Consider the following 22078-nt stretch of genomic DNA (forward strand, 5'->3'; position numbering starts at 1 on the left):
TTGATGTGAGCAAGTCTCTGCAAGCCATTCGTGGCATGAACGACATCCTGCCGGAGCAGACGCCGCTGTGGCGTTACTTCGAAGGCACCGTCGCGCGCCTGCTGGATAACTACGGTTACAAGCAGATCCGCATGCCGATCGTGGAATTCACCGAGCTGTTCAAGCGCTCCATCGGTGAAGTGACCGACATCGTCGAAAAAGAGATGTACACCTTTGAAGACCGCAACGGCGACTCCCTGACCCTGCGTCCGGAAGGCACCGCGGCGTGTGTGCGTGCTGTGCTTGAGCATGGCCTCACCGGTGCTGGCCAGCCGCAGAAACTGTGGTACATCGGCCCGATGTTCCGTCACGAACGTCCACAGAAAGGCCGTTATCGCCAGTTTCACCAGATCGGCCTGGAAGTGTTCAACATCGAAGGCCCGGACATCGATGCCGAGCTGATCGTGCTGACCTGGCGCCTGTGGGGCCTGTTGGGCATCCGTGACGCGGTCAAGCTTGAACTCAACAGCCTGGGCACCAGTGAATCCCGTGGCCGCTATAAAGTAGCCTTGGTCGAGTACCTGTCGGCCCACCTGGACAAACTGGACGAAGACAGCCAGCGCCGTCTGAAAACCAACCCGTTGCGCGTGCTGGATACCAAGAACGCTGACACCCAGGCTGTGCTGGTCAATGCGCCGAAAATGGCCGATTACCTGGACGACGAGTCCCGTATCCACTTCGAGGGCCTCAAGGCTCGTTTGGAGGCGGCCGGTATTCCGTTCGTGATCAACACCAAGCTGGTGCGTGGCCTCGACTACTACAGCAAGACCGTATTCGAGTGGGTCACCGACAAACTCGGCGCCCAGGGCACCGTATGTGCCGGTGGTCGTTACGACGGCCTGGTCGAGCAGATGGGCGGCAAGCCGACCACAGGCGTTGGCTTCGCCATGGGTATCGAGCGGCTGATCCTGCTGCTGGAAACCCTGGAGAAGGTCCCGGAAGAGATCTCCCGTCAGGTGGACGTGTACCTGTGCGCCTTTGGCGAGGCCGCCGAACTGGCAGCCCTGGCCTTGAGCGAAAAAGTGCGCGACCAGTTGCCGAACCTGCGCCTGCAGATCAATGCCGGCGCCGGCAGCTTCAAGAGCCAGTTTAAGAAGGCCGACAAGAGCGGTGCGCTGTATGCGCTGATCCTGGGCGATGACGAACTGGCCCAGCAAGTGATAGGTTTCAAACCCCTGCGTGGCCAGGGCGAGCAACAGAACATTGCCTTTGATGCGCTCGCCGCGCACTTGGCCACCTGCGTCGTGCAGGGTTGAAGCTGTCGAACAGCCGAATTTAGCGATTAAGGAGTATTGGGGTGTCGAGTACTGATGATGAGCAACTGGCCGAGCTGAAGGACTGGTGGCAGCGTAACGGCAAGCCCCTGGTGACTGGCGGCCTGCTGGCTTTAGTGGTGGTGTTCGGCTGGCAAGCCTGGCACAAGTATCAGGCCAACCAGTCCCAAGGCGCCTCGATCCTCTATCAGCAATTGCTGGAAACCACGCTGACGCCGGACGGCAAGCCTGATCCTGCGCAGGTGGCGGACCTGGCCGGCAAGCTGAAAAGCGAATTCGGCGGTAGCACCTACGCCCAATACGGCAGCCTGTTCGTCGCGAAGGTCGCGGTCGACACCGGCAAGCTGGATGACGCTGCGGCTGAGCTGAAGGCCATCGCCGACAAGCCGACCAACCCGACCCTGGGTGAAATCGCACGTCAGCGCCTGGCTCAGGTATTGGCAGCACAGAACAAGGCTGACGAAGCACTCAAACTGCTCGACGGCGATGCTGACAAGGCATTTGTAGCCACTCGTGAAGAGCTCAAGGGCGACCTGCTGGTCCAACTGGGTCGTAACGACGAAGCCAATGCTGCGTACAAAAAAGCCAAGGCGGCGCTGTCTGATGAAGCGGCGGTCGGTGGCTTACAAATCAAGCTGGACGACTTGGCCAAAGGGGATGCGTGACGTGATCCGTTGGAAACATGCAGCATTGCTGGCTCTGGCCGTTTTGGCCGCGGGTTGCAGCAGCAACAGCAAAAAAGAACTGCCTCCTGCCGAGCTGACCAGCTTCAAGGAAGAAGTGATCCTGCAAAAGCAGTGGAGCCGCTCGGTGGGTGATGGTCAGGGTGACCTCTACAACCTGCTGCAGCCCGCGATCGATGGCGACAACATTGTCGCCACTGACTCCACTGGCGTGATCATCTCCATGGATCGCATGAACGGCGACGTGAAGTGGAAAAAAGACCTCGAACTGCCGGTTTCCGGTGGTGTGGGCGTCGGCTACGGCCTGGTGCTGGTGGGCACGCTCAAGGGTGATGTGATTGCCCTGGACTCCAGCAGCGGTGAAGAAAAATGGCGCGCTCGCGTGACCAGCGAAGTACTGGCTGCACCGGCTACGAACGGCGACGTCGTGGTGGTGCAAACCCAGGATGACCGCGTGATCGGCCTGGATGCCGCTACCGGCAACCAGCGCTGGTTGTACGACAGCACCCCTGCGGTCCTGACGTTGCGCGGCACCAGTGGTCCGATTGTGACCAATAATCTGGCCGTTGCAGGCCTGTCGACCGGTAAAGTGGTCGCCCTGGATACCCAGAACGGCGTGCCGGCCTGGGAAACCCGCGTGGCAATCCCTCAAGGTCGTTCCGAACTGGACCGCGTAGTGGACATCGACGGCGGCCTGCTGCTGTCGGGTGAAACCATCTACGTCGCGACCTACCAAGGCCGCGTGGCTGCGCTGGACCTGCAGAGCGGCCGCATTAACTGGCAGCGTGATGCTTCCAGCTATGCCGGTGTCGCCCAAGGGTTTGGCAGCGTCTATGTGAGCCTGGCGTCGGGCACCGTTGAAAGTGTCGACGAGCGTTCCACCACTGCGTTGTGGAGCAATGACTCCCTGGCTCGCCGTCAACTGTCGGCACCGGAAGTCTTCTCCAGCTACGTTGCCGTGGGCGACTTCGAAGGCTACCTGCACCTGCTGAGCCAGGTGGACGGTCGCTTTGTCGGTCGCGAGCGTATCGACAGCGACGGCCTGCGCGCTCGTCCGCTGGTCGTGGGTAACATGCTTTATGTGTTTGGCAACAGCGGCAAGCTGGAAGCGCTGACCATCAAGTAAGAACTATGCTTGGGGTAACACCCAGGCGGCCCCGCTTCGGCGGGGCATGCGGCATCTGACGATGCTGCCCCGAGCACCAGCCGCTGCCTTGCAGCGGCTTTTGTATTTTCTGAAATAACGAAGTGGAGAGCCGCATGGTTCCCGTAATCGCCCTGGTGGGCCGACCTAACGTCGGCAAGTCCACCTTGTTCAACCGCCTGACCAGGACTCGTGACGCCATCGTTGGCGACTTGTCCGGTTTGACCCGTGATCGCCAATACGGTGAGGCAAAGTGGCAAGGGCGCTCCTACATTATTGTCGACACCGGTGGTATCTCCGGTGACGAGCATGGCATGGACGAAAAGATGGCCGAGCAGTCGCTGCTGGCCATTGAAGAAGCCGATGTCGTGTTGTTCCTGGTGGACGCCCGTGCGGGCTACACCGCTGCCGACCAGATGATTGGCGAGCACCTGCGCAAGCGCAACAAGCGTTCCTACGTGGTCGCCAACAAGATCGACAACATCGATCCTGAACTGGCCCGCGCCGAATTCAGCCCGATGGGCCTGGGTGATGCGATCCCGATCGCCGGTGCTCACGGTCGCGGCATTACGCAGATGCTGGAAATTGCCCTGAGCAGTTTCCCGAAGGATGACGTCGAGGAAGAAGAGGGCGAAGAAGAGATCGTTGCCGAAGGTGAGGAAGCCAAGCGCATTCCTGGCCCGAGCGAAAAAGACGGTATCAAGATCGCCATCATCGGCCGCCCCAACGTCGGCAAGTCCACGCTGGTCAACCGCATGCTCGGTGAAGACCGGGTTATCGTGTACGACCAACCTGGCACCACCCGCGACAGTATCTACATCCCGTTCGAGCGTAACGACGAGAAGTACACGCTGATCGACACCGCCGGTGTGCGCAAGCGCGGCAAGATCCACGAGGAAGTTGAAAAGTTCTCCGTGGTGAAAACCCTGCAAGCGATCAAAGACGCCAACGTGGTGATCTTTGTGATGGACGCCCGCGAAGGCGTGGTGGATCACGATCTCAACCTGCTGGGCTTTGCTCTTGAAGCCGGTCGGGCGCTGGTGATCGCGATCAACAAGTGGGACGGCATGACGCCAAGCGAGCGCGATTTCGTGAAGATCGAGCTGCAACGCCGGCTGTTCTTCGTCGAGTTCGCCGATATCCACTTCATTTCGGCCCTGCACGGCACCGGCGTGGGCAACCTCTACGCGTCCGTCCAGAACTCGTTCAAGTCCGCGGTCACCCGCTGGCCGACCAACCGCCTCACCCAGATCCTGGAAGACGCGGTGGGCGAGCACGCGCCGCCGATGGTCAACAACCGTCGGATCAAGCTGCGTTACGCCCACTTGGGGGGTGCCAACCCGCCGATTATCGTGATCCACGGTAACCAGATCGAGAAGGTGCCAAAGTCCTACGTGCGTTACCTGGAAAACACCTACCGTCGCGTCTTGAAGCTGGTCGGTACGCCGATCCGCATCGAGTTCAAAGGCGGTGACAACCCGTACGAAGGCAACAAGAACACGCTGACTGACCGCCAGGTGAACAAGAAGCGTCGATTGATGACTCACCATAAGAAGGCCGACAAGAAGCGCCGCGACAAGCGCTGATTCCGACCTCGCAAAAAGGGCTCTTGATGAGCCCTTTTTTGTGCGCGAAGGTTTGTGCCTTGACCCCGTGCGGCCGGCAGCTTAAAACTTGGGGTTCACCTGCAGGGGCCTTTCGATGATCACCAGCAAGCTGCCGAATGTCGGCACGACCATTTTCACCACCATGTCGCAACTGGCCGCCGAAACCGGCGCGCTCAACCTGTCCCAGGGCTTCCCTGACTTCAATGGCCCCCAGGGTTTGCTCGATGCAGTGGGCAGGCATATCGCCCTCGGCCACAACCAGTATGCCCCCATGGCCGGCCTGCCCGTACTGCGTCAGCAGGTGGCTGCCAAAATCTCCCGTAGCTATGGCGCCACGGTCAATGCCGACAGTGAAGTGACTATCACCCCGGGCGCGACCGAGGCGATCTTCTGCGCGATCCAGGCGGTGATTCGCAACGGTGATGAAGTCATCGTGTTCGACCCCAGCTACGACAGCTATGAGCCCTCGGTCGAGCTGGCCGGTGGGCGCTGTGTGCACGTGCAACTGAGCCTTGATGGCTTCGCGCTGGACTTCGAGAAGATCAAGGCGGCGCTGTCATCGCGCACGCGCATGATCATTCTCAATTCGCCGCACAACCCGACCGGCGCGCTGATCAGCCGTGCCGAGCTGGACCAATTGGCCGACTTGATCCGTGACCGCGATATCTACCTGGTCAGCGATGAAGTCTACGAACACCTGGTCTTTGATGGCGTGCCCCACGTCAGCGTGCTGGCCCATGAAGAGCTGTACCAGCGGGCGTTCGTGGTCAGCTCCTTCGGCAAGACCTACCACGTCACGGGTTGGAAAACCGGCTATGTAGTCGCCCCGCCGGCCCTCACGGCCGAGCTGCGCAAGGTGCACCAATACGTCAACTTCTGCGGGGTGACCCCGCTGCAGTATGCGTTGGCCGATTTCATGGCCGAACACCCGGAACACGTCGAGGAACTGCCGGCGTTCTACCAGGCCAAGCGCGACCTGTTCTGCGACTTGCTGGCGCCATCGCGGTTCAGCTTCACCCGGGTGACCGGCACCTATTTCCAATTGGTGGATTACTCACAGATTCGCCCGGACTTGGATGACGTCGCCATGTCCTTGTGGATGACCCGCGAGCACGGCGTGGCGACCATCCCGGTCTCGGTGTTCTATCAGGACCCGCCCCAAGGCCAGCGCCTGGTGCGCCTGTGCTTTGCCAAACGCGAGGAGACGCTGCAGCAGGCAGCGGAAAAACTATGCGTGATCTGAATGCATTGCCCGACCTGAACATCGCCCTGATCCAGACCACCCTGGCCTGGCACGACCGCCAGGCCAACCTCGAACATTTCGAGGGGCTGTTGGAGCAGGCCAGGGGCGCTGACCTGATCGTGTTGCCGGAGATGTTCACCACCGGTTTCTCCATGGCCTCGGCAACCCTTGCCGAGCCGGAGCGCGGCCCGACCCACCATTGGCTCCAGGCCCAGGCTGCCAAGTACAACGCGGTGATCACCGGTAGCGTGATCATCCAGGCCGCCGACGGCAGCCACCGCAACCGCCTGTTGTGGGCCCGGCCGGATGGTGAGGTGCTGCATTACGACAAACGTCACCTCTTTCGTATGGCCGGCGAGCACGATCACTACACGCCGGGTGAGCGCCAGGTGCAGTTCGAGTTGAAGGGCTGGCGCATTCGCCCGCTGATTTGCTACGACCTGCGCTTCCCGGTGTGGAGCCGCGACGCTCACGACACCGACCTGCTGCTGTACACCGCCAACTGGCCCGGTGCACGGCGCCAACATTGGAATCGACTGTTGCCGGCACGCGCCATCGAGAACCTGTGCTACGTGGCGGCGGTGAACCGGGTCGGTACCGACGGCAAGGGCTTTGCCTACACCGGCGACAGCCAGGTGCTGGATTTCCAGGGGGAGACCCTGCTGAGTGCGGGGGAGGCGGACGGGGTGTTTCAGGTGAGCCTGAATGCGGCGGAGTTGGCGGCGTATCGCACTAAATTCCCGGCGAACCTGGATGCTGATACTTTCCAGTTTGTCTGACAGACCGCTTTCGCGAGCAAGCCCGCTCCCACATTGAACTGCATTCCTACAGGAAAAACGCGGTCGAATGTGGGAGCGGGCTTGCTCGCGAAGAGGTCAGAACCCTCACCACACCTCTCAAATAAAAAAGGCCCCTGGATTCACACCCAGGGGCCTTTCGCATTTCAGCAGCTGATTACGCCGCCTTGGCTTCCTGCTGGCTCAACGAGCGGTTCAGCGCGCTGAACAACGCCTTGAAGCTGGCAGTAGTGATGTTTTCATCAATGCCCACACCATGCACCGGGCGCTCGCCGTTCACGCGCAGTTCGATGTAGGCCGCGGCCTTGGCATTGGTGCCCGCACCGATAGCGTGTTCGTTGTAGTCCATGATCTCCACGCCAATCGGCAAGCCAGCCACCAGCGCTTCCAGGGCGCCGTTGCCTTTGCCTTTCCAGTGCAGGTTGGTTTCGCCCTGGCCTTTGCCCGAGACTTCGACCTCGACAAAGCTGTTGCCGTTTTCTTCCTGCAGGCGGTGGCTGACCAGCGCGTACGGGGTGTTGGCTTGCAGGTATTCACGCTGCAGCAAGGCGTAGATCTGTGGCGCCGTCATTTCCAGGCCCACGCGGTCGGTTTCGGCCTGTACCACCTGGCTGAACTCGATCTGCATGCGGCGTGGCAAGCTGATGTCGTATTCCTGCTCCAGCAGGTAGGCGATGCCGCCCTTGCCCGACTGGCTGTTCACACGGATCACCGCTTCGTAGCTGCGGCCGATATCGGCTGGGTCGATCGGCAAGTACGGCACTTCCCACAGCGCGCCGTCCTTCTGCTGGGCGAAGCCCTTGCGGATTGCGTCCTGGTGGGAGCCGGAGAAGGCGGTGTGGACCAAGTCGCCAACATACGGGTGACGAGGGTGCACCTGGATCTGGTTGCATTCTTCAACGACTTTGCGCACGCCGTCGATGTCGGAGAAGTCCAGCTGCGGATCCAGGCCCTGGGTGTACATGTTCAATGCCACGGTGACGAGGTCGACGTTGCCGGTGCGCTCGCCGTTGCCGAACAGGCAGCCTTCGACACGGTCGGCGCCGGCCATCAGGCCCAGCTCGGTGGCGGCCACGCCGGTGCCACGGTCGTTGTGGGTGTGCAGGCTGATGATCACGCTGTCACGGCGGTTGATATGGCGACCGAACCATTCGATCTGGTCGGCATAGATGTTCGGCGTGGCGCATTCAACGGTGGCTGGCAGGTTGAGGATCACCTTGTGCTCAGGCGTCGGGTTCCACACCTCGATGACCGCGTCGCACACTTCTTTGGCGAACTCCAGTTCAGTGGCGCTGAAGGTTTCCGGCGAATACTGGAACGTCCACTGGGTTTCCGGCTGTTGGGCGGCGTATTTGACGAACAGCTTGGCCGCGTTGACCGCGATCGCCTTGACGCCGTCCTTGTCCTGGTTGAACACAATGCGACGGAAGGAGGGCGACGTGGCGTTGTACAGGTGAACGATGGCTTTTTTCGCGCCGCGCAACGACTCGAAGGTACGTGCGATCAGGTCTTCGCGGGCCTGGGTCAGCACCTGGATGGTGGTGTCGTCCGGGATGTGGCCTTCTTCGATCAGGGTACGCACGAAGTCAAAGTCGGTTTGCGAGGCGGACGGGAACGACGCTTCGATTTCCTTCACGCCCACGGCCACCAGGGTTTTCCAGAAGCGCAGCTTTTTCGCCGCGTCCATCGGTTCGATCAGCGACTGGTTGCCATCACGCAGGTCGGAACTGCACCAGATCGGCGCCTCAGTGATGGTTTTCGACGGCCAGGTGCGGTCTGGAATATCGATGGTCGGGAACGCGCGGTACTTCGAAGACGGGTCTTTGAGCATGCTCATCGGGGAATCCTTTGTAGTAGGGGCCGAGAAAAGGCGGCCTGCCGAGTAACTATTGTTTGGGGTAAAACGTGGGGCGAGGCAGATCGATTCAGCCTGGCAGTCGTGCGCTGACGAGGCACAGGCTGCGGTGCTGGCGGAGCTGAATGAGGGTGTGAGAGGTTTTCATAAGCCCAACCCTAACCGCCGAGGTGAAAGATGGCAAGCAGTCGAGAAAAATTGAGATAAGTTCTGCTATCTGCGTGTTATGCGAGATTTTATTGCTGTTTTTTCTGATGGGTTATGTTTTGTTTGCGCTGCATTTATTGGCCGCGCAATAGGGCGACTGATCTGGCGCCATCGCTGGCAAGCCAGCTCCTACAGAAGAGGGTGTTCCCATGTGGGAGCTGGGCTTGCCCGCGATGAGGTCAGTAGCCTCACCCTTCATATCAAGGCTGGAACGCGCCGATAAAGATCGCCGGGTCGACCCGCGCATCGTTGAGGCTGATGTTCCAATGCATGTGTGGCCCGGTGGCGCGTCCCGTGGAGCCGACCTTGCCCACTACCGCGCCACGGGGCAGTTGATCGCCGACTTTCACGTCGATCTTGGACATGTGGCAGAACATGCTGATAAAGCCCTGGCCATGGTCGACAAACACAGTGTTGCCGTTGAAGAAGTAGTTGCCGGTCAGGATCACCTTGCCGGCTGCCGGGGTCTTGATCGGCGTGCCGGCGCCGACTGCGAAGTCCAGGCCCGAGTGCGGGTTGCGTTCTTCGCCGTTGAAGAACCGGCGCACGCCAAACTTGCTCGACAGCGGCCCGTTGACCGGTTTATCCAGCAGCAGGTTGCTCGGCGTGTTCGGGCTGAAGTTGCGGTAAGCCTTGAGCTGCACCGCCAGTTCACCCTCGATGCGCTTGAGCTGCGCCGGGTCCGGGTTCACCTGGCTCTTGTTCTTCAAGGTGATGTGCTGCTCGGGGTACTTCTTGAAGCCCACCACAAACGGCAGGTTTTGCGAGCCGCTGGTAATACGCTGGGTGCCGGGCTTGACGGTCAGCGGGATACCGACGATCGCCAGCCAGTTGTTCTGTTCCTTGACCACCAGCACCGGCCGGTTCAGGTACGTGGCCTTGGGGGCGGCCGCCGCTGTGCCCAGGTCGACCACCGCAACGCCACCAGGCACCGGCTTGTTCAGCAGACGGGTGATATAGCTGTCGGCGTGGGCATTGAAGGTCAGGCAGGCGAGCATCAACAAACCGAGAAAACGTGGCATCGATCAATCCAGTAACGAAAGTGTGACGGGTGTCAGGTGGTTGTCTTCCACCCGCACTTGCAATTGGCCTTCACCCAGGCGCGCGGTGAGCCGCTGGCCGGTGTGGGTTTGCGCGGCATTGCGGATCGCCTGGCCGCGCTCGTCCAGCAAGATGCTGTAGCCTCGACCCAGGGTCGCCAGGGGGCTGACCACGTGAAGTGTCTGAACCTGGTTTTGCAGGTGCAAGCGGCGCGCCTTGAGGCCTTCGCGCATGGCGCGGGGCAGGCGCTCGGCGAGGCTGTCCAGGCGCTGGCGCAGCAGGGCCAGCTGGCGGCCAGGGTGTTGGCCGGCGAGGCGGGTTTCCAGGCGGATCAACCGCTCGCGGCGGGTATTGAGGCTGCGTTCGAAGGCACGGCGCAAGCGCATGTCCAGGTCATCCAGGCGCTGGGCCTGTTGGCGCAGGCGTTCGCCGGGGTGACGCAGGCGACGGGCCATGCCCTCCAGGCGCAGGCGGTCGTGGCTCAGGCGATTGCGCATCAGCATCACCAGGCGGCGGTGCAGGTTGTCGACCTGGCGCACCAGGTGGCTGGCGTCGGGTGCGAGCAGTTCAGCCGCAGCGGAGGGCGTTGGCGCGCGCACGTCAGCGACGAAATCGCTGATGGACACATCGGTCTCATGCCCGACGGCGCTGACGATTGGCGTGACGCAGGCGTCCACCGCACGGGCCACGGCTTCTTCGTTGAAACACCAGAGGTCTTCCAACGAGCCGCCGCCACGGGCCAGGATCAGCGCATCGAAGCCCCGCGCATCGGCCAGTTTCAAGGCGCGCACAATCTGCGGGATGGCTTCGCGGCCTTGCACGGCAGTGGGGATCAGGGTCAGTTCAACGTTTGGCGCACGGCGGCGGAACACGCTGATGATGTCGCGGATGACCGCGCCGGTTGGCGAACTGATGATGCCGATGCGGCGAGGGTGCGCCGGCAGTGGCACCTTGCGCTCGGCGCTGAACAGGCCCTCGGCGCTGAGCTTTTCCTTCAGCGCATCGAACGCCAGGCGCAGCGCGCCATCACCGGCGGGCTCGACGGTATCGAGGATCAGTTGGTAATCACCCCGGCCTTCGAACAGCGAGACCTTGCCCCGCACCTTCACTGCCAGGCCATCCTTCAACGCTTGGCGTACCCGCGCGGCGTTGTTGCGAAACAGTGCACAACGCACCTGCGCGCCGCTGTCCTTGAGGGTGAAATACACGTGGCCGGAGGCCGGGCGGGCGAGGTTGGAGATCTCGCCTTCGACCCAGATATTGGTGAACACGTCTTCGAGCAACACCCGCGCGCGGCCGTTGAGCTGGCTGACAGTCAGGACTTCGCGGTCCAGGCCCAGGCGGGCAAAAGGATCTTTAATCATGGGCGGCAGTTTATAGGCATTCGGTCAAGGTTTGGCAGAATTGCTCCACCAGCGCGCTCGGCGCCTGTGCACAGGCCAAGGCCACGGTGCTGAGGCACTCCGGGTCGGCCAGGGGCAAAAAGTGCACATTGGCCGGCGCGATGTCCTGCATGGATTTTGGTAACAAGGCTATTCCAAAGCCGGCCTGGATCAGCTGCAACTGGGTGGTCTTGCGAGACATGACCCGCGCCGCCTTGGGGAAAAATCCGGCGCGCATGCATAACTCGGCTGACAGGTAGCTCAGGCCGCCGCGCTGGGGATGGGGGATCGAAATAAACGCCTCATCCTTGAGCCGCGCCAGTTCGACCGGCGTGTTGCTGTGCGCCAGCCGATGATTGGGTGGCACCGCCAGCAGCAATTGTTCGCTGTATAACGGCACGATCCGCACCCCTTCGCGCTGGCGCAACACGGGCAGGCGCAACAGCCCGACTTCCAGCCGCCCGTCGGCGATTTCCTCCAACTGCGCCTCGGAGGACAGTTTGACGATATCCATGGACACCCCCGGGCAGCGCTCCAGCCAGGTGCTGATGCCTTTCAATAGCGGGCCGCTCATCGGCACGGTGCTCGAATGGCTCAGGCGCAGCGTACCCAGTTCGCCGTTGCCCACTTGCGTTGCCATCTCGCTGGCCTTGAGCAGCTCACTCAGCAGGTTGCGTGCACGGGGGTAAAAGGCCTCGCCCGCCGCAGTCAGCCGGGGTTGGCGTGCCGTGCGTTCGAACAGTGGGGTTTGCAGCTGGGTTTCCAGCTCCTTGATCTGCCGGCTCAAGGCCGATTGCGCCACGAACAGGCGCTCGGCGGCGGCACTGAAGCTGCCGCTGTCGGCGATTTCGACGAAGTAGCGCAGTTGGCGGGTTGAGATCACGCGTCATGCCTTTTCGAGATGGGTGGAGGGCTTTGAAGATATTAGTCGCAACACTCATGGATGGCTAAAGTGATCGCCATCTCGAATAAGGAATCGCCCATGAGCCCGGTTGAGCTGATGAGTCAGTGGTCGTTTGGTGGCGTGGAGTGGCTGGTGATCGGCCTGGGCATCATCGTGGCCTACGTGGTGTTCGGCATTGCTGGCTTTGGCACAGCGCTGGTGGCGGGGCCGGTGCTGATCCTGTTCATGCCGTTGTCAAAGATCATCCCATTGCTGGTGCTGCTGGATTTTGTCGCGGCGTTCGGCAACCTGCTGCAATCGCGGCGGGAGGTGAACACGCCGGAGCTGCTGCGCTTGCTGCCGTGCATGGCCATCGGTTGTGCGCTGGGCGTGGTGTTTTTGCTGAACCTGCATTCAGACCTGCTGCTGCTGTTGATGGGCCTGTTCATCAGTGCCTACGCGATCTATAGCCTGGCGGTGAAGGCGCGGCCGACACAACTGGCGGCCGGGTGGTCGATTCCCATGGGCACGGTGGGCGGACTGTTTGGCGCGTTGTTCGGCAGTGGTGGCTTTTTATATGCCATCTACCTGAACAGTCGCCTGCCCAAGGAGGCGGCGCGCGCGACCCAGAGTGCGTTGATCAGTTGCAGCACGGTGGTGCGCCTGAGCCTGTTCCTGATAGCCGGGGTGTATGCGGATTTGCCGTTGTTGATGTTGGCGCTGTGCCTGTTGCCGGCGATGGCATTGGGGCTGTGGGTTGGGCGCAGGCTGACGATGCGCATGTCCCGTGAAGCCTTTGTGCGGTTGGTGACGTGGTTGGTGTTGGCCAGTGGGCTTGCCTTGATTGGGCGATACTTGAGTACTTGACCTGTGTGGGGTAGGGATTAAGCTGCCAGCCTTCAGGGCCCCTTCGCGGGCAAGCCCGCTCCCACATTGGAATGCGACCCCCTGTGGGAGCGGGCTTGCCCGCGAAGGCGTCAGACGACACACCGCAGGACTCTCAGGCCTCATGAACTCCCAAAGCATCCTTGTCCCGAAAATCTCCACCTTGCCCGTCCACGAACCCCGCGCCCGGGCGATCGTGCGCTGGCTGGTGCGCAAGAACATCATCAAGGAAGAGTTGACCACCTGCGGTCGTACCGGCAACCGCATGGGCTATGCACTGGCCGACGGTGCCCGCGCCGTGGTGCTGCACCCCCAGGCGCTGCCGTTCAACGAGCCGATCAACGGCCTGGAGATCATCTACAAGCGTTGCATCTACACGCCGGCCAAGGGTTTTCTCGAAGAAGCCGGCTGCCCGGAGTGCCGCAAGGAAGTCGGCGAGGCCCTGTTCGAAAGCCTGGAGGAGTGGATGCCCGGCCACACCGACAACTTCACCTGCCCGCTGTGTGGGCATGAAGATGACATCAACGGGTTCCTGTTCCTGCAGGAATGCGGCTTCTCGAACCTGGGCTTTATCTTTAACAACTGGGCCGAAGCGGGCTTCAAGCAAAGCTTTATCGACGAATTCGCCGACTGGCTGGACCAGAAGATGAGCTGGGTCAAAGTCGAGCTCTAAACCTCTGCTGCCCAACCCGTAGGTGCCCGGCTTGCCGGCGATGGCGGTTGCTGGTTTGGCACAAGGTTCAAGGGCCTCATCGCCGGCAAGCCGGCTCCTACAGGGCGCTGTTTTTCTCCATCTATCAGTATTACCAAGTTTGTCAGAGTTTTACATTGAGCCGGGCAGGGTGCATGTATATAATGGCGCGCTTCCATTTTCCCGCTCGGGAGCCCCCGCGATGCTGCGTATCAGCCAAGAAGCTCTGACATTCGACGACATTCTCCTAGTGCCCGGTTATTCCGAGGTGCTTCCTAACGAAGTCAGTCTCAAGACCCGCCTAACCCGTGGCATCGAGCTGAATATTCCCCTTGTTTCCGCTGCCATGGACACCGTCACTGAAGCCCGTCTGGCCATCGCCATGGCTCAGGAAGGCGGCATCGGCATTATCCACAAGAACATGACCATCGAGCAGCAAGCTGCCGAAGTGCGCAAGGTCAAGAAGTTCGAAGCCGGTGTGGTCAAGGACCCGATCACCATCGAGGCCGATGCCACGGTGCGTGACTTGCTCGACCTGACCCGCATGCACAACATTTCCGGTGTGCCGGTACTGCACGATGGCGACCTGGTCGGCATCGTCACCTCCCGTGACGTGCGTTTCGAAACCCGCCTGGATGTTCCTGTTCGTGAAGTGATGACGCCCAAAGAGCGCCTGGTCACCGTGCGCGAAGGCGCCGACAAGCACGAAGTGCGCGAGCTGCTGCACAAGCACCGCCTGGAGAAAGTGCTGATTGTCGATGGCAAGTTCACCCTCAAGGGCATGATGACCGTCAAGGACATCGAGAAGTCCAAGGCTTACCCGCTGGCCAGCAAGGATGACCAAGGTCGTCTGCGCGTTGGTGCAGCAGTCGGTACCGGCAAAGACACCGGTGACCGCGTTTCGGCCCTGGTGGCTGCGGGTGTTGACGTGGTGGTGGTCGACACCGCCCATGGTCACTCCAAAGGTGTGATCGACCGCGTGCGTTGGGTCAAAGAGAATTTCCCTGAAGTGCAAGTGATCGGCGGCAACATCGCCACCGGCGCTGCTGCCAAGGCCCTGGCCGAGGCAGGCGCGGATGCGGTCAAGGTCGGTATCGGCCCTGGCTCGATCTGCACCACCCGTATCGTTGCTGGTGTGGGCGTGCCGCAAATCAGCGCCATCGCCAACGTCGCCGCTGCCCTTGAAGGCACGGGCGTACCGTTGATCGCCGACGGCGGCATCCGTTTCTCCGGTGACCTGTCCAAGGCCATCGTCGCCGGTGCTTCCTGCGTGATGATGGGCTCGATGTTCGCCGGTACTGAAGAAGCCCCGGGCGAGATCGAACTGTTCCAGGGCCGTTCGTACAAGGCTTACCGTGGCATGGGTTCGCTGGGCGCCATGTCCCAGGCTCAAGGTTCTTCGGACCGCTACTTCCAGGACTCTTCGGCAGGCGCCGAGAAGCTCGTACCGGAAGGCATCGAAGGCCGTGTTCCTTACAAGGGCACCCTGAGCGCCATCATCCATCAACTGATGGGCGGCCTGCGTTCCTCGATGGGCTACACCGGTAGCGCCAACATCGAAGAAATGCGCACCAAGCCAGAGTTCGTGCGGATCACCGGCGCCGGCATGGCTGAATCCCATGTTCACGACGTGCAGATCACCAAGGAAGCGCCAAACTACCGCGTAGGTTGAGGCTTCCAGCAAAACGTTAAGTAACCGGGGCTGTTCTTTCAGCCCCGAGTTGTTTCTGATTCATTAGACGAGACTGACTTCATGGCCCTCGACATTCACGCCCACCGCATCCTGATCCTCGATTTCGGTTCCCAGTACACCCAGCTGATCGCCCGCCGCGTGCGTGAAATCGGTGTGTACTGCGAACTGCATCCGTTCGACATGGACGACGAAGCGATCCGCGAATTCGCACCCAAAGGCGTCATCCTCGCCGGTGGCCCAGAGTCCGTGCACGAAGCCAACAGCCCGCGTTGCCCGCAAGCCGTATTCGACCTGGGCGTGCCCGTCTTCGGTATCTGCTACGGCATGCAGACCATGGCCGAGCAACTGGGCGGCAAGGTTGAAGGTTCGGAGCTGCGTGAATTCGGTTATGCCCGTGTCGACGTGGTCGGCAAGAGCCGCCTGCTGGACGGCATCGAAGACCACGTCGACGCCGACGGCCTGTTCGGCCTCGACGTGTGGATGAGCCACGGTGACAAAGTCACCAAGATGCCGGAAGACTTCCACATCCTGGCCAGCACCCCGAGCTGCCCGATCGCCGGCATGTTCAGCGACGAGCGTCGTTACTACGGCGTGCAGTTCCACCCCGAAGTGACCCACACCAAGCAAGGCGGCCGCATCCTGTCGCGCTTCATCCTCGACATCTGCGAGTGTGAAGCGCTGTGGACCCCGTCGAAGATCGCTGAAGACGCCATCGCCCAAGTTCGTGCCCAAGTCGGTACCGACAACGTGCTGCTGGGCCTGTCCGGTGGTGTTGACTCCTCCGTGGTTGCTGCGCTGCTGCACAAGGCCATCGGCGACCAACTGACCTGCGTCTTCGTCGACAACGGCCTGCTGCGCCTGCACGAAGGTGAGCAAGTGATGGCCATGTTCGCCGAGAACATGGGCGTCAAGGTGATCCGCGCCAACGCTGAGGACCAGTTCCTCAACAACCTGGCCGGCGAGTCCGACCCAGAGAAGAAGCGCAAAATCATCGGCCGCACCTTCATCGACGTATTCGATGCCCAGTCCAGCAAACTGGACAACATCAAGTACCTCGCCCAGGGCACCATCTACCCTGACGTGATCGAGTCGGCCGGCGCCAAGAGCGGCAAGGCCCACGTGATCAAGTCCCACCACAACGTGGGTGGCCTGCCTGAGGAAATGAACCTCAAGCTGGTAGAACCGCTGCGCGAACTGTTCAAGGACGAAGTCCGCCGTCTGGGCCTGGAACTCGGCCTGCCCTACGACATGGTCTACCGCCACCCATTCCCAGGCCCGGGCCTGGGCGTGCGCATCCTGGGTGAAGTGAAGAAGGAATACGCCGACCTGCTGCGTCGCGCCGACCACATCTTCATCGAAGAACTGCGCAAAGCCGACTGGTACCACAAGGTCAGCCAGGCATTTGTGGTGTTCCAACCGGTGAAATCGGTTGGCGTAGTTGGCGATGGCCGTCGTTACGCGTGGGTCGTGGCCCTGCGTGCCGTAGAAACCATCGACTTCATGACCGCCCGTTGGGCACATCTGCCGTACGAACTGCTGGAAACTGTCAGTGGCCGTATCATCAATGAGATCGAAGGCATCTCGCGCGTGACGTATGACGTGTCGAGCAAGCCGCCGGCGACGATTGAGTGGGAGTGATCCTGCGCTAGCAGGTGAATGCTGAATAACAAAACCCCGGCCATGCGCCGGGGTTTTGTGTTTTTGGAATACGGTAAACGGATCGCCTCGCCCCAACTGTAGGAGCTGGCTTGCCAGCGATGAGGCCCTCGAATGAGGTAGTGATCTCAAGCACGCCATCGCCGGCAAGCCGGCTCCTACATGGGGTGCGGCGTTAGCTCTACCGGCGTACGGGAAGAAAGATTGGAGGCAAGAGCCGTCGTTTTCAACGAGCAGTAAAGGCTGGCGCAGGTATCAGAGAAACTGCGATCGAATCACATCCGTATCGAAAGGCGTAATTCCTTGATCAGGTGCAAATACCACCTGTGCCTGCTGCAGTGAGGCCACTCGTTCTCCCCGTGCTCGAACGTGCAGGTCGAATAGTGTCTCCAAATCTGGCCGTGGCGTATGCACTAACGCTCGCAGCATTAAAGATACCCCGCTGAGGTTGTTGTCGACGTTGTTCCAGCGTGGCGATGAAGTGAGTCCCAGATCGGCCCAAATCATGCGTCGCTCCTGCAAGTCCATCACAAACGGCAGACAGATAACGGTGTCGGACGCGATATCGATACGGTCGAACACGGTTTTAGGCTCGAACACTTCACCCGATGCCACGTCCGCACGGGCCATCCAGCCCGCGAAGCATTCTGGAAGATCGCAATACGGTTGCTGGGTGAAGGAGTTGATGGATGTGACGACATAGCGGACTCCCTTCTCGACAAGGACATCAAGGTCGAGGTCGATGAATTCCGAGGCCCCTTCGGGCGCGTCCACGATATCGCCGCTGTGGTAGCCGCCGTAACCCTTGAGGTTGTAGTACGCAACCGCCTCTCTGAACACGAAGTTGGCGTCGAAAAATGCAGCGGACAAGTCGATGTCCGTGCGTGCACGACCGTTCTTCCACCATAGGAACAGGCGAATGAAGCGTGTATCGGGGATTGGCAACCGGCTGCCGCGCACCAGCGTACGCAGTGACTTCGCTGAGGCACGCTGGGCCAGCGGCACTCTGTACTCGCGTAACTCGGGATCGATGAAACAGCGGCCGAGTGGCGGCAGTGATGCAAAACGCTTTACGAGAGCGTCTTCGCAGATTCGCGCTGCACGCGCCAACACGTCCGGTGTCAGAGACTCGCGCCGATCTTTGATGGCATAGACTTTGGCCAGTGCACCTTTCGGCGTGAACGCTCGCAGAGGAAGAGGGCGTGACGAACGTACCTGGGCCAGCAGTTGCAGCACAACAGGTGAGGACACGTGTGCCGCAACCGCCTCGAACGCGTCTAGAACCGGCTCGGGTTCTTCTGCACGTCGCAGGGTCGCGTCCAACCGCCGTGCAAACTCACCAGGACGACTCTGCAATAGGGACGTGAGCGTGGCGATGTGGCGCTGGGCAAACAAAGTTTCTACACGTGACCCAAACGAAGCGGGCGCATCATTGCGACGCGCTGCCGTGATCGCGGCCAGCGCTCGTGGGTATTTATCGGCGTAGTCACCCGGATGCAGTACTTCAGCCAGGCGCTTCCAGCGCTCGGTATGGCGCATCACGTCTTCTACGGCGTTGGGTATGGCGTCGAGCAGCCGCAACAGCAGGCGGCGCATCGAGCGCTTCATCGCGGTGAAACGTGTCGACGCTGTCGCCAGCGACACGTCGCCTGCGTTCAGTGCTACCGCAAGTCGTAGCACGTCAGTCGCTGTTTCAACGTTCTGTTCCAGGAATGCGTTCACTCGCGTATCACCGGCTACATGCAAGAGAAGTGCGCTGCCAACCTGTGCGCGGATCTCACGGAAAGGTATAGCCTCAGGCAGCAGGCGGAACACATCGCCTTTGTACTGCCGGATAAACCAGATCACGTCGGCGCTTTCCTCTTCGGATAGCGAGCTGCGCGATGACACCAGCGGCGCGAACAATGATTCGAACTCAGAGACACTTCCCGGCTCGATCACGCGGGAGATGTAGTTGCCTTCAAGCATCGCCGGTCGAGCGTGTTCAGAGGGTGGTAGGCGCCAAAGTGTGAGGTAGTGAATGACGGCGTTAAGGTACAACTCCGCCTCTGAGGCAGCCAGCACCTGCTCTGGGAAGTCAGGATAAAGCGGGGAGTGGTGCACATGAGCCCCTGTCTCCCGCCGAAGGACTCTGACAATCTCGCGCAGCCAGGACTTGAGCTCTGCCGCTGACAACCTGCCGATTTGTTCAATCAGAGGCTCCGATAGTACGCATCGGAATGCCGCAATTTCCCGGATCGCTGATGCAACCTGGGCGCGCGTCGCACCGCCAGTGCCCGTCGGGACGTGAACTTTATTGCGGCGCCGCAGGAACAATCCCTGATTCATACCTGACTTTCTCCCTGGATCGCCGTCTTGGGCGAGCTGCCGCGTGGTTTTACAACTGATGTAAAAACGCCTGCAAGCAGCAGGCGTAGTGTGGAGAGCGAAACCCCTAGGTCATAGGAGGTTAGAAGGAAGGTGTTCCATAGCCACGTGGGCATTCTACGTAGGGTTCTGTCTGTTTGTCAGGTAGCGCTGTGTGCCTCAACAGTAACAATCGATGTGCAGTCCGACTTACCGCCGCGCAATATCCGAAAAGTAAAACTTATCCAGCGTATGCCGCGACTCGGTGTACTCGAACTGCCGCCCGTCCTGCAAAAACGTCTGGTTACTCACCACGATCACATGGCTTTGCCCGTCAAGGTCCAGGTGTGCCTGGTCGTCCTTGCTGCGGGGCAGGGCTTCGATGGTGCGTTGGGCGTAGCTGATTTGCAGCTGCAGGGTCTGTTCGATAAACGCGTAGATCGACTGTTCGGCGATGTCGCGGTCCAAGCCCGGGATCAGGTCGGCGACGAAGTGGTTGATGTCGAGGATCACGCGTTTGCCGCCAATGCGCCGTACCCGTTTGATGCGGGTGATGAGGGTGCCGGGTTCGGCTTCGATGTGTTGCAGCAGTGAGCCTTCCAGCGGGAACTGGGTGAATTCGACCACTTCGGTGCGTACGTCATCGCCCAGGTCGGCGTGGGTTTCGTGGAAGCTGACGATGCCGCCCAACTGGAATTCGATCGGGTTGGGGGACAGCACGAAGGTGCCCTTGCCGTGGATCTTTTGGGCAAATCCGCGCTCCTGCAACTGCTCGATGGCACGACGAACGGTGCCTCGGCTGGCCTGGTAGCTGTCCATCAATTCTGTTTCGGAGGGAAGGCGCGTGCCGCGTTGCAGGCGTTCGGTGGTGATGCTGGCAAGCAGATCCGTATAGATCTGGTTGTATTTGCTCATGGGGATGGCTCTGTGCCTTTGCGTTCAGGCAGGAACCATAGTGGCACCGTTGGGGTTTGTCCATTAGACCCATTGCGAACGAGCCTTTGTAGGAGCCGGCTTGCCGGCGATGGGGGCCTCACGAACAGCATCACCGGCAAGCCAGTGCCAACAATTTGTAACTCGTACAGACGAGTTGTTGCATTAACTCGTACAGACGAGTACTTTTGCCCTCGGCGTGCTGCCAATGACTGCCCCCCAATAAAAAAAACCAAAGTGGAAACCAAGCATGAGCCACGACTATCCAGCTATCGCCCGCGAGATTCTCGAGAACCTCGGGGGCAGCGACAACCTTGAGCAAGCTGCCCACTGCGTGACACGCCTGCGCCTGGCGCTGAAGGACCCGAGCCGGGTCAACAGCGCCGCGTTGAACCAGGTTGATCTGGTCAAGGGTTCGTTCTTTACCGGCGGCCTGTTTCAAATCGTGATCGGCCCGGGCGAAGTGGAAAAGGTCTACGCCGCCCTGCGTGAAGCCACCGGCCTTGCAGTGTCGACCATCGCCGACGTCAAGCAGAAGGGCGCCGACAAGACCAACGCCATGCAGCGTCTGGTGCGGGTATTTTCCGACGTGTTCATGCCGATCCTGCCCGCCTTGATCATCGCCGGCCTGTTGATGGGCGTGAACAACCTGATGGGCGCCAAGGGCATGTTCATCGAGGGCAAGACGCTGCTGGAGGCCTATCCGAACCTGGATGGCCTGTGGAGCCTGATCAACCTGATGGCCAACACCTCGTTCGTGTTCCTGCCGGCGCTGGTGGGCTGGTCGGCGGCCAAACGCTTTGGCGGCAGTGAAATCCTCGGCATCGTGCTGGGCCTGATGCTGGTCCATCCGGACCTGCTCAATGCCTGGAACTACGGCAAGGCCGTGGCGGGGCTGGACGGCCAGAGCCTGCCGTACTTCGACATTTTCGGCTGGATCAAGATTGAGAAGGTGGGCTACCAGGGGCAGATCCTGCCGATCCTGATGGCCGCCTACGTGATGAGTGTGATCGAAAAGTGGCTTCGGGCACGAGTGCCGAATGCCATTCAACTGCTGGTCGTACCCATCACCACCATCGTGGTCACCGGCGTGCTGGCCCTGGCGATCATCGGCCCGGTCACGCGTCACCTCGGCATCCTGATCACCGAAGGCGTGGTCACCCTGTTCGACCTGGCGCCAATGCTCGGCGGGGCGATTTTTGGCCTGCTGTATGCGCCGCTGGTGATCACCGGCATGCACCACATGTTCCTCGCCGTGGACCTGCAACTGATCTCCACCCAGGGCGGCACCTTTATCTGGCCGATGATCGTCATGTCCAACCTGGCCCAGGGCAGTGCCGCCCTCGGCGTGTTCTACATGACCCGCAACGCGCGGGACAAAAGCATGGCCTCCACCTCGGCGATTTCTGCGTACTTCGGCATCACTGAGCCGGCGATGTTCGGTGTGAACCTGCGCTTCAAGTTCCCGTTCTATGCCGCGCTGCTGGGCTCGGCGCTGGGCAGTATTTTCCTGTCGCTCAACAAGGTGCAGGCATCGGCCATCGGCGTCGGTGGGCTGCCTGGATTCATCTCGATCATCCCGCAGTACATCCCAAGCTTTGTGATCGGGATGGTCATCGCGATGGTCGTGCCGTTTGTGCTGACCTGTGCGTTGAGCATGAAGATTGTTCGGCCTGGGTATCGGGTCGCCTGATCGACCGCTTTCGCGAGCAAGTCGCA

The 22078-nt window shown here is 60.8% G+C and carries 17 protein-coding genes; 11 read left to right on the forward strand and 6 right to left on the reverse strand.

What is annotated here, in order from left to right; all coding sequences use genetic code 11:
* The first annotated feature begins 5 nt into the window (after window positions 1–5).
* The 6 genes from hisS to HX803_RS14895 all read left to right on the forward strand — a co-directional run bounded on the left by hisS (window position 6) and on the right by HX803_RS14895 (window position 6769).
* Window positions 6–1295, forward strand: coding sequence for a histidine--tRNA ligase (gene hisS / locus HX803_RS14870; RefSeq protein WP_178921629.1), 1290 nt, complete (start codon window positions 6–8; stop codon window positions 1293–1295).
* Window positions 1296–1336: 41 nt separating this feature from the next.
* Complete coding sequence (locus HX803_RS14875) at window positions 1337–1978, forward strand: YfgM family protein (protein WP_176997026.1); 642 nt, start codon at window positions 1337–1339, stop codon at window positions 1976–1978.
* Window positions 1971–3122 carry an outer membrane protein assembly factor BamB gene (bamB, locus tag HX803_RS14880; protein ID WP_176997027.1) on the forward strand — a complete coding sequence of 384 codons (1152 nt, stop codon included), beginning with the start codon at window positions 1971–1973 and terminating at the stop codon, window positions 3120–3122. Before HX803_RS14875 ends, bamB begins: the two co-directional genes overlap by 8 nt.
* Window positions 3123–3256: 134 nt before the next feature.
* Window positions 3257–4726, forward strand: a complete 1470-nt coding sequence (der, locus tag HX803_RS14885; RefSeq protein WP_178921631.1) for a ribosome biogenesis GTPase Der — start codon at window positions 3257–3259, stop codon at window positions 4724–4726.
* Between the two features lie 115 nt (window positions 4727–4841).
* Window positions 4842–5990 (forward strand): pyridoxal phosphate-dependent aminotransferase, encoded by a 1149-nt coding sequence (locus HX803_RS14890; protein ID WP_178921633.1) that lies wholly within the window; start codon window positions 4842–4844, stop codon window positions 5988–5990.
* Window positions 5978–6769: an amidohydrolase gene (locus tag HX803_RS14895; RefSeq protein WP_178921634.1), complete on the forward strand. Its 792-nt coding sequence runs from the start codon at window positions 5978–5980 to the stop codon at window positions 6767–6769. The genes HX803_RS14890 and HX803_RS14895 overlap by 13 nt, the downstream gene beginning before the upstream one ends.
* Before the next feature lie 175 nt (window positions 6770–6944).
* On the opposite strand, the gene leuA is transcribed toward HX803_RS14895, so the two are convergent.
* The 4 genes from leuA to HX803_RS14915 all read right to left on the reverse strand — a co-directional run bounded on the left by leuA (window position 6945) and on the right by HX803_RS14915 (window position 12155).
* Window positions 6945–8624 (reverse strand): 2-isopropylmalate synthase, encoded by a 1680-nt coding sequence (gene leuA, locus HX803_RS14900; RefSeq protein ID WP_178921636.1) that lies wholly within the window; start codon window positions 8622–8624, stop codon window positions 6945–6947.
* Between the two features lie 425 nt (window positions 8625–9049).
* Window positions 9050–9871 carry a peptidoglycan DD-metalloendopeptidase family protein gene (locus HX803_RS14905; RefSeq protein WP_178921638.1) on the reverse strand — a complete coding sequence of 274 codons (822 nt, stop codon included), beginning with the start codon at window positions 9869–9871 and terminating at the stop codon, window positions 9050–9052.
* Between the two features lie 3 nt (window positions 9872–9874).
* Window positions 9875–11254: an exodeoxyribonuclease VII large subunit gene (gene xseA / locus HX803_RS14910; RefSeq protein ID WP_178921640.1), complete on the reverse strand. Its 1380-nt coding sequence runs from the start codon at window positions 11252–11254 to the stop codon at window positions 9875–9877.
* A 10-nt stretch (window positions 11255–11264) separates the two neighbouring features.
* Window positions 11265–12155 carry a LysR family transcriptional regulator gene (locus HX803_RS14915; RefSeq protein ID WP_178921641.1) on the reverse strand — a complete coding sequence of 297 codons (891 nt, stop codon included), beginning with the start codon at window positions 12153–12155 and terminating at the stop codon, window positions 11265–11267.
* A gap of 99 nt (window positions 12156–12254) precedes the next feature.
* Between HX803_RS14915 and HX803_RS14920 the strand changes: the two genes are divergently transcribed.
* The 4 genes from HX803_RS14920 to guaA all read left to right on the forward strand — a co-directional run bounded on the left by HX803_RS14920 (window position 12255) and on the right by guaA (window position 17062).
* Window positions 12255–13022, forward strand: a complete 768-nt coding sequence (locus tag HX803_RS14920; protein WP_178921642.1) for a sulfite exporter TauE/SafE family protein — start codon at window positions 12255–12257, stop codon at window positions 13020–13022.
* 142 nt (window positions 13023–13164) lie between these two features.
* Complete coding sequence (locus tag HX803_RS14925; protein WP_178921643.1) at window positions 13165–13713, forward strand: sugar ABC transporter ATPase; 549 nt, start codon at window positions 13165–13167, stop codon at window positions 13711–13713.
* A gap of 220 nt (window positions 13714–13933) precedes the next feature.
* Window positions 13934–15403 carry an IMP dehydrogenase gene (guaB, locus tag HX803_RS14930; RefSeq protein WP_178921644.1) on the forward strand — a complete coding sequence of 490 codons (1470 nt, stop codon included), beginning with the start codon at window positions 13934–13936 and terminating at the stop codon, window positions 15401–15403.
* A gap of 81 nt (window positions 15404–15484) precedes the next feature.
* On the forward strand, window positions 15485–17062 hold the full coding sequence (guaA, locus tag HX803_RS14935) for a glutamine-hydrolyzing GMP synthase (protein WP_177006534.1): 1578 nt from the start codon (window positions 15485–15487) through the stop codon (window positions 17060–17062).
* A 273-nt stretch (window positions 17063–17335) separates the two neighbouring features.
* Here guaA and HX803_RS14940 read toward each other — a convergent pair whose 3' ends face one another.
* Window positions 17336–19408: a TerD family protein gene (locus tag HX803_RS14940; RefSeq protein ID WP_178921645.1), complete on the reverse strand. Its 2073-nt coding sequence runs from the start codon at window positions 19406–19408 to the stop codon at window positions 17336–17338.
* 228 nt (window positions 19409–19636) lie between these two features.
* The gene (treR, locus tag HX803_RS14945; RefSeq protein ID WP_176994407.1) at window positions 19637–20341 is read right to left on the reverse strand and encodes a trehalose operon repressor; all 705 of its coding nucleotides are present in this window, start codon (window positions 20339–20341) and stop codon (window positions 19637–19639) included.
* Between the two features lie 268 nt (window positions 20342–20609).
* Between treR and treP the strand changes: the two genes are divergently transcribed.
* Complete coding sequence (gene treP, locus HX803_RS14950) at window positions 20610–22052, forward strand: PTS system trehalose-specific EIIBC component (RefSeq protein WP_178921646.1); 1443 nt, start codon at window positions 20610–20612, stop codon at window positions 22050–22052.
* Window positions 22053–22078 lie beyond the last annotated feature (26 nt).

The sequence above is a fragment of the Pseudomonas sp. P7548 genome (assembly GCF_013386585.1).
GTDB lineage: Bacteria > Pseudomonadota > Gammaproteobacteria > Pseudomonadales > Pseudomonadaceae > Aquipseudomonas.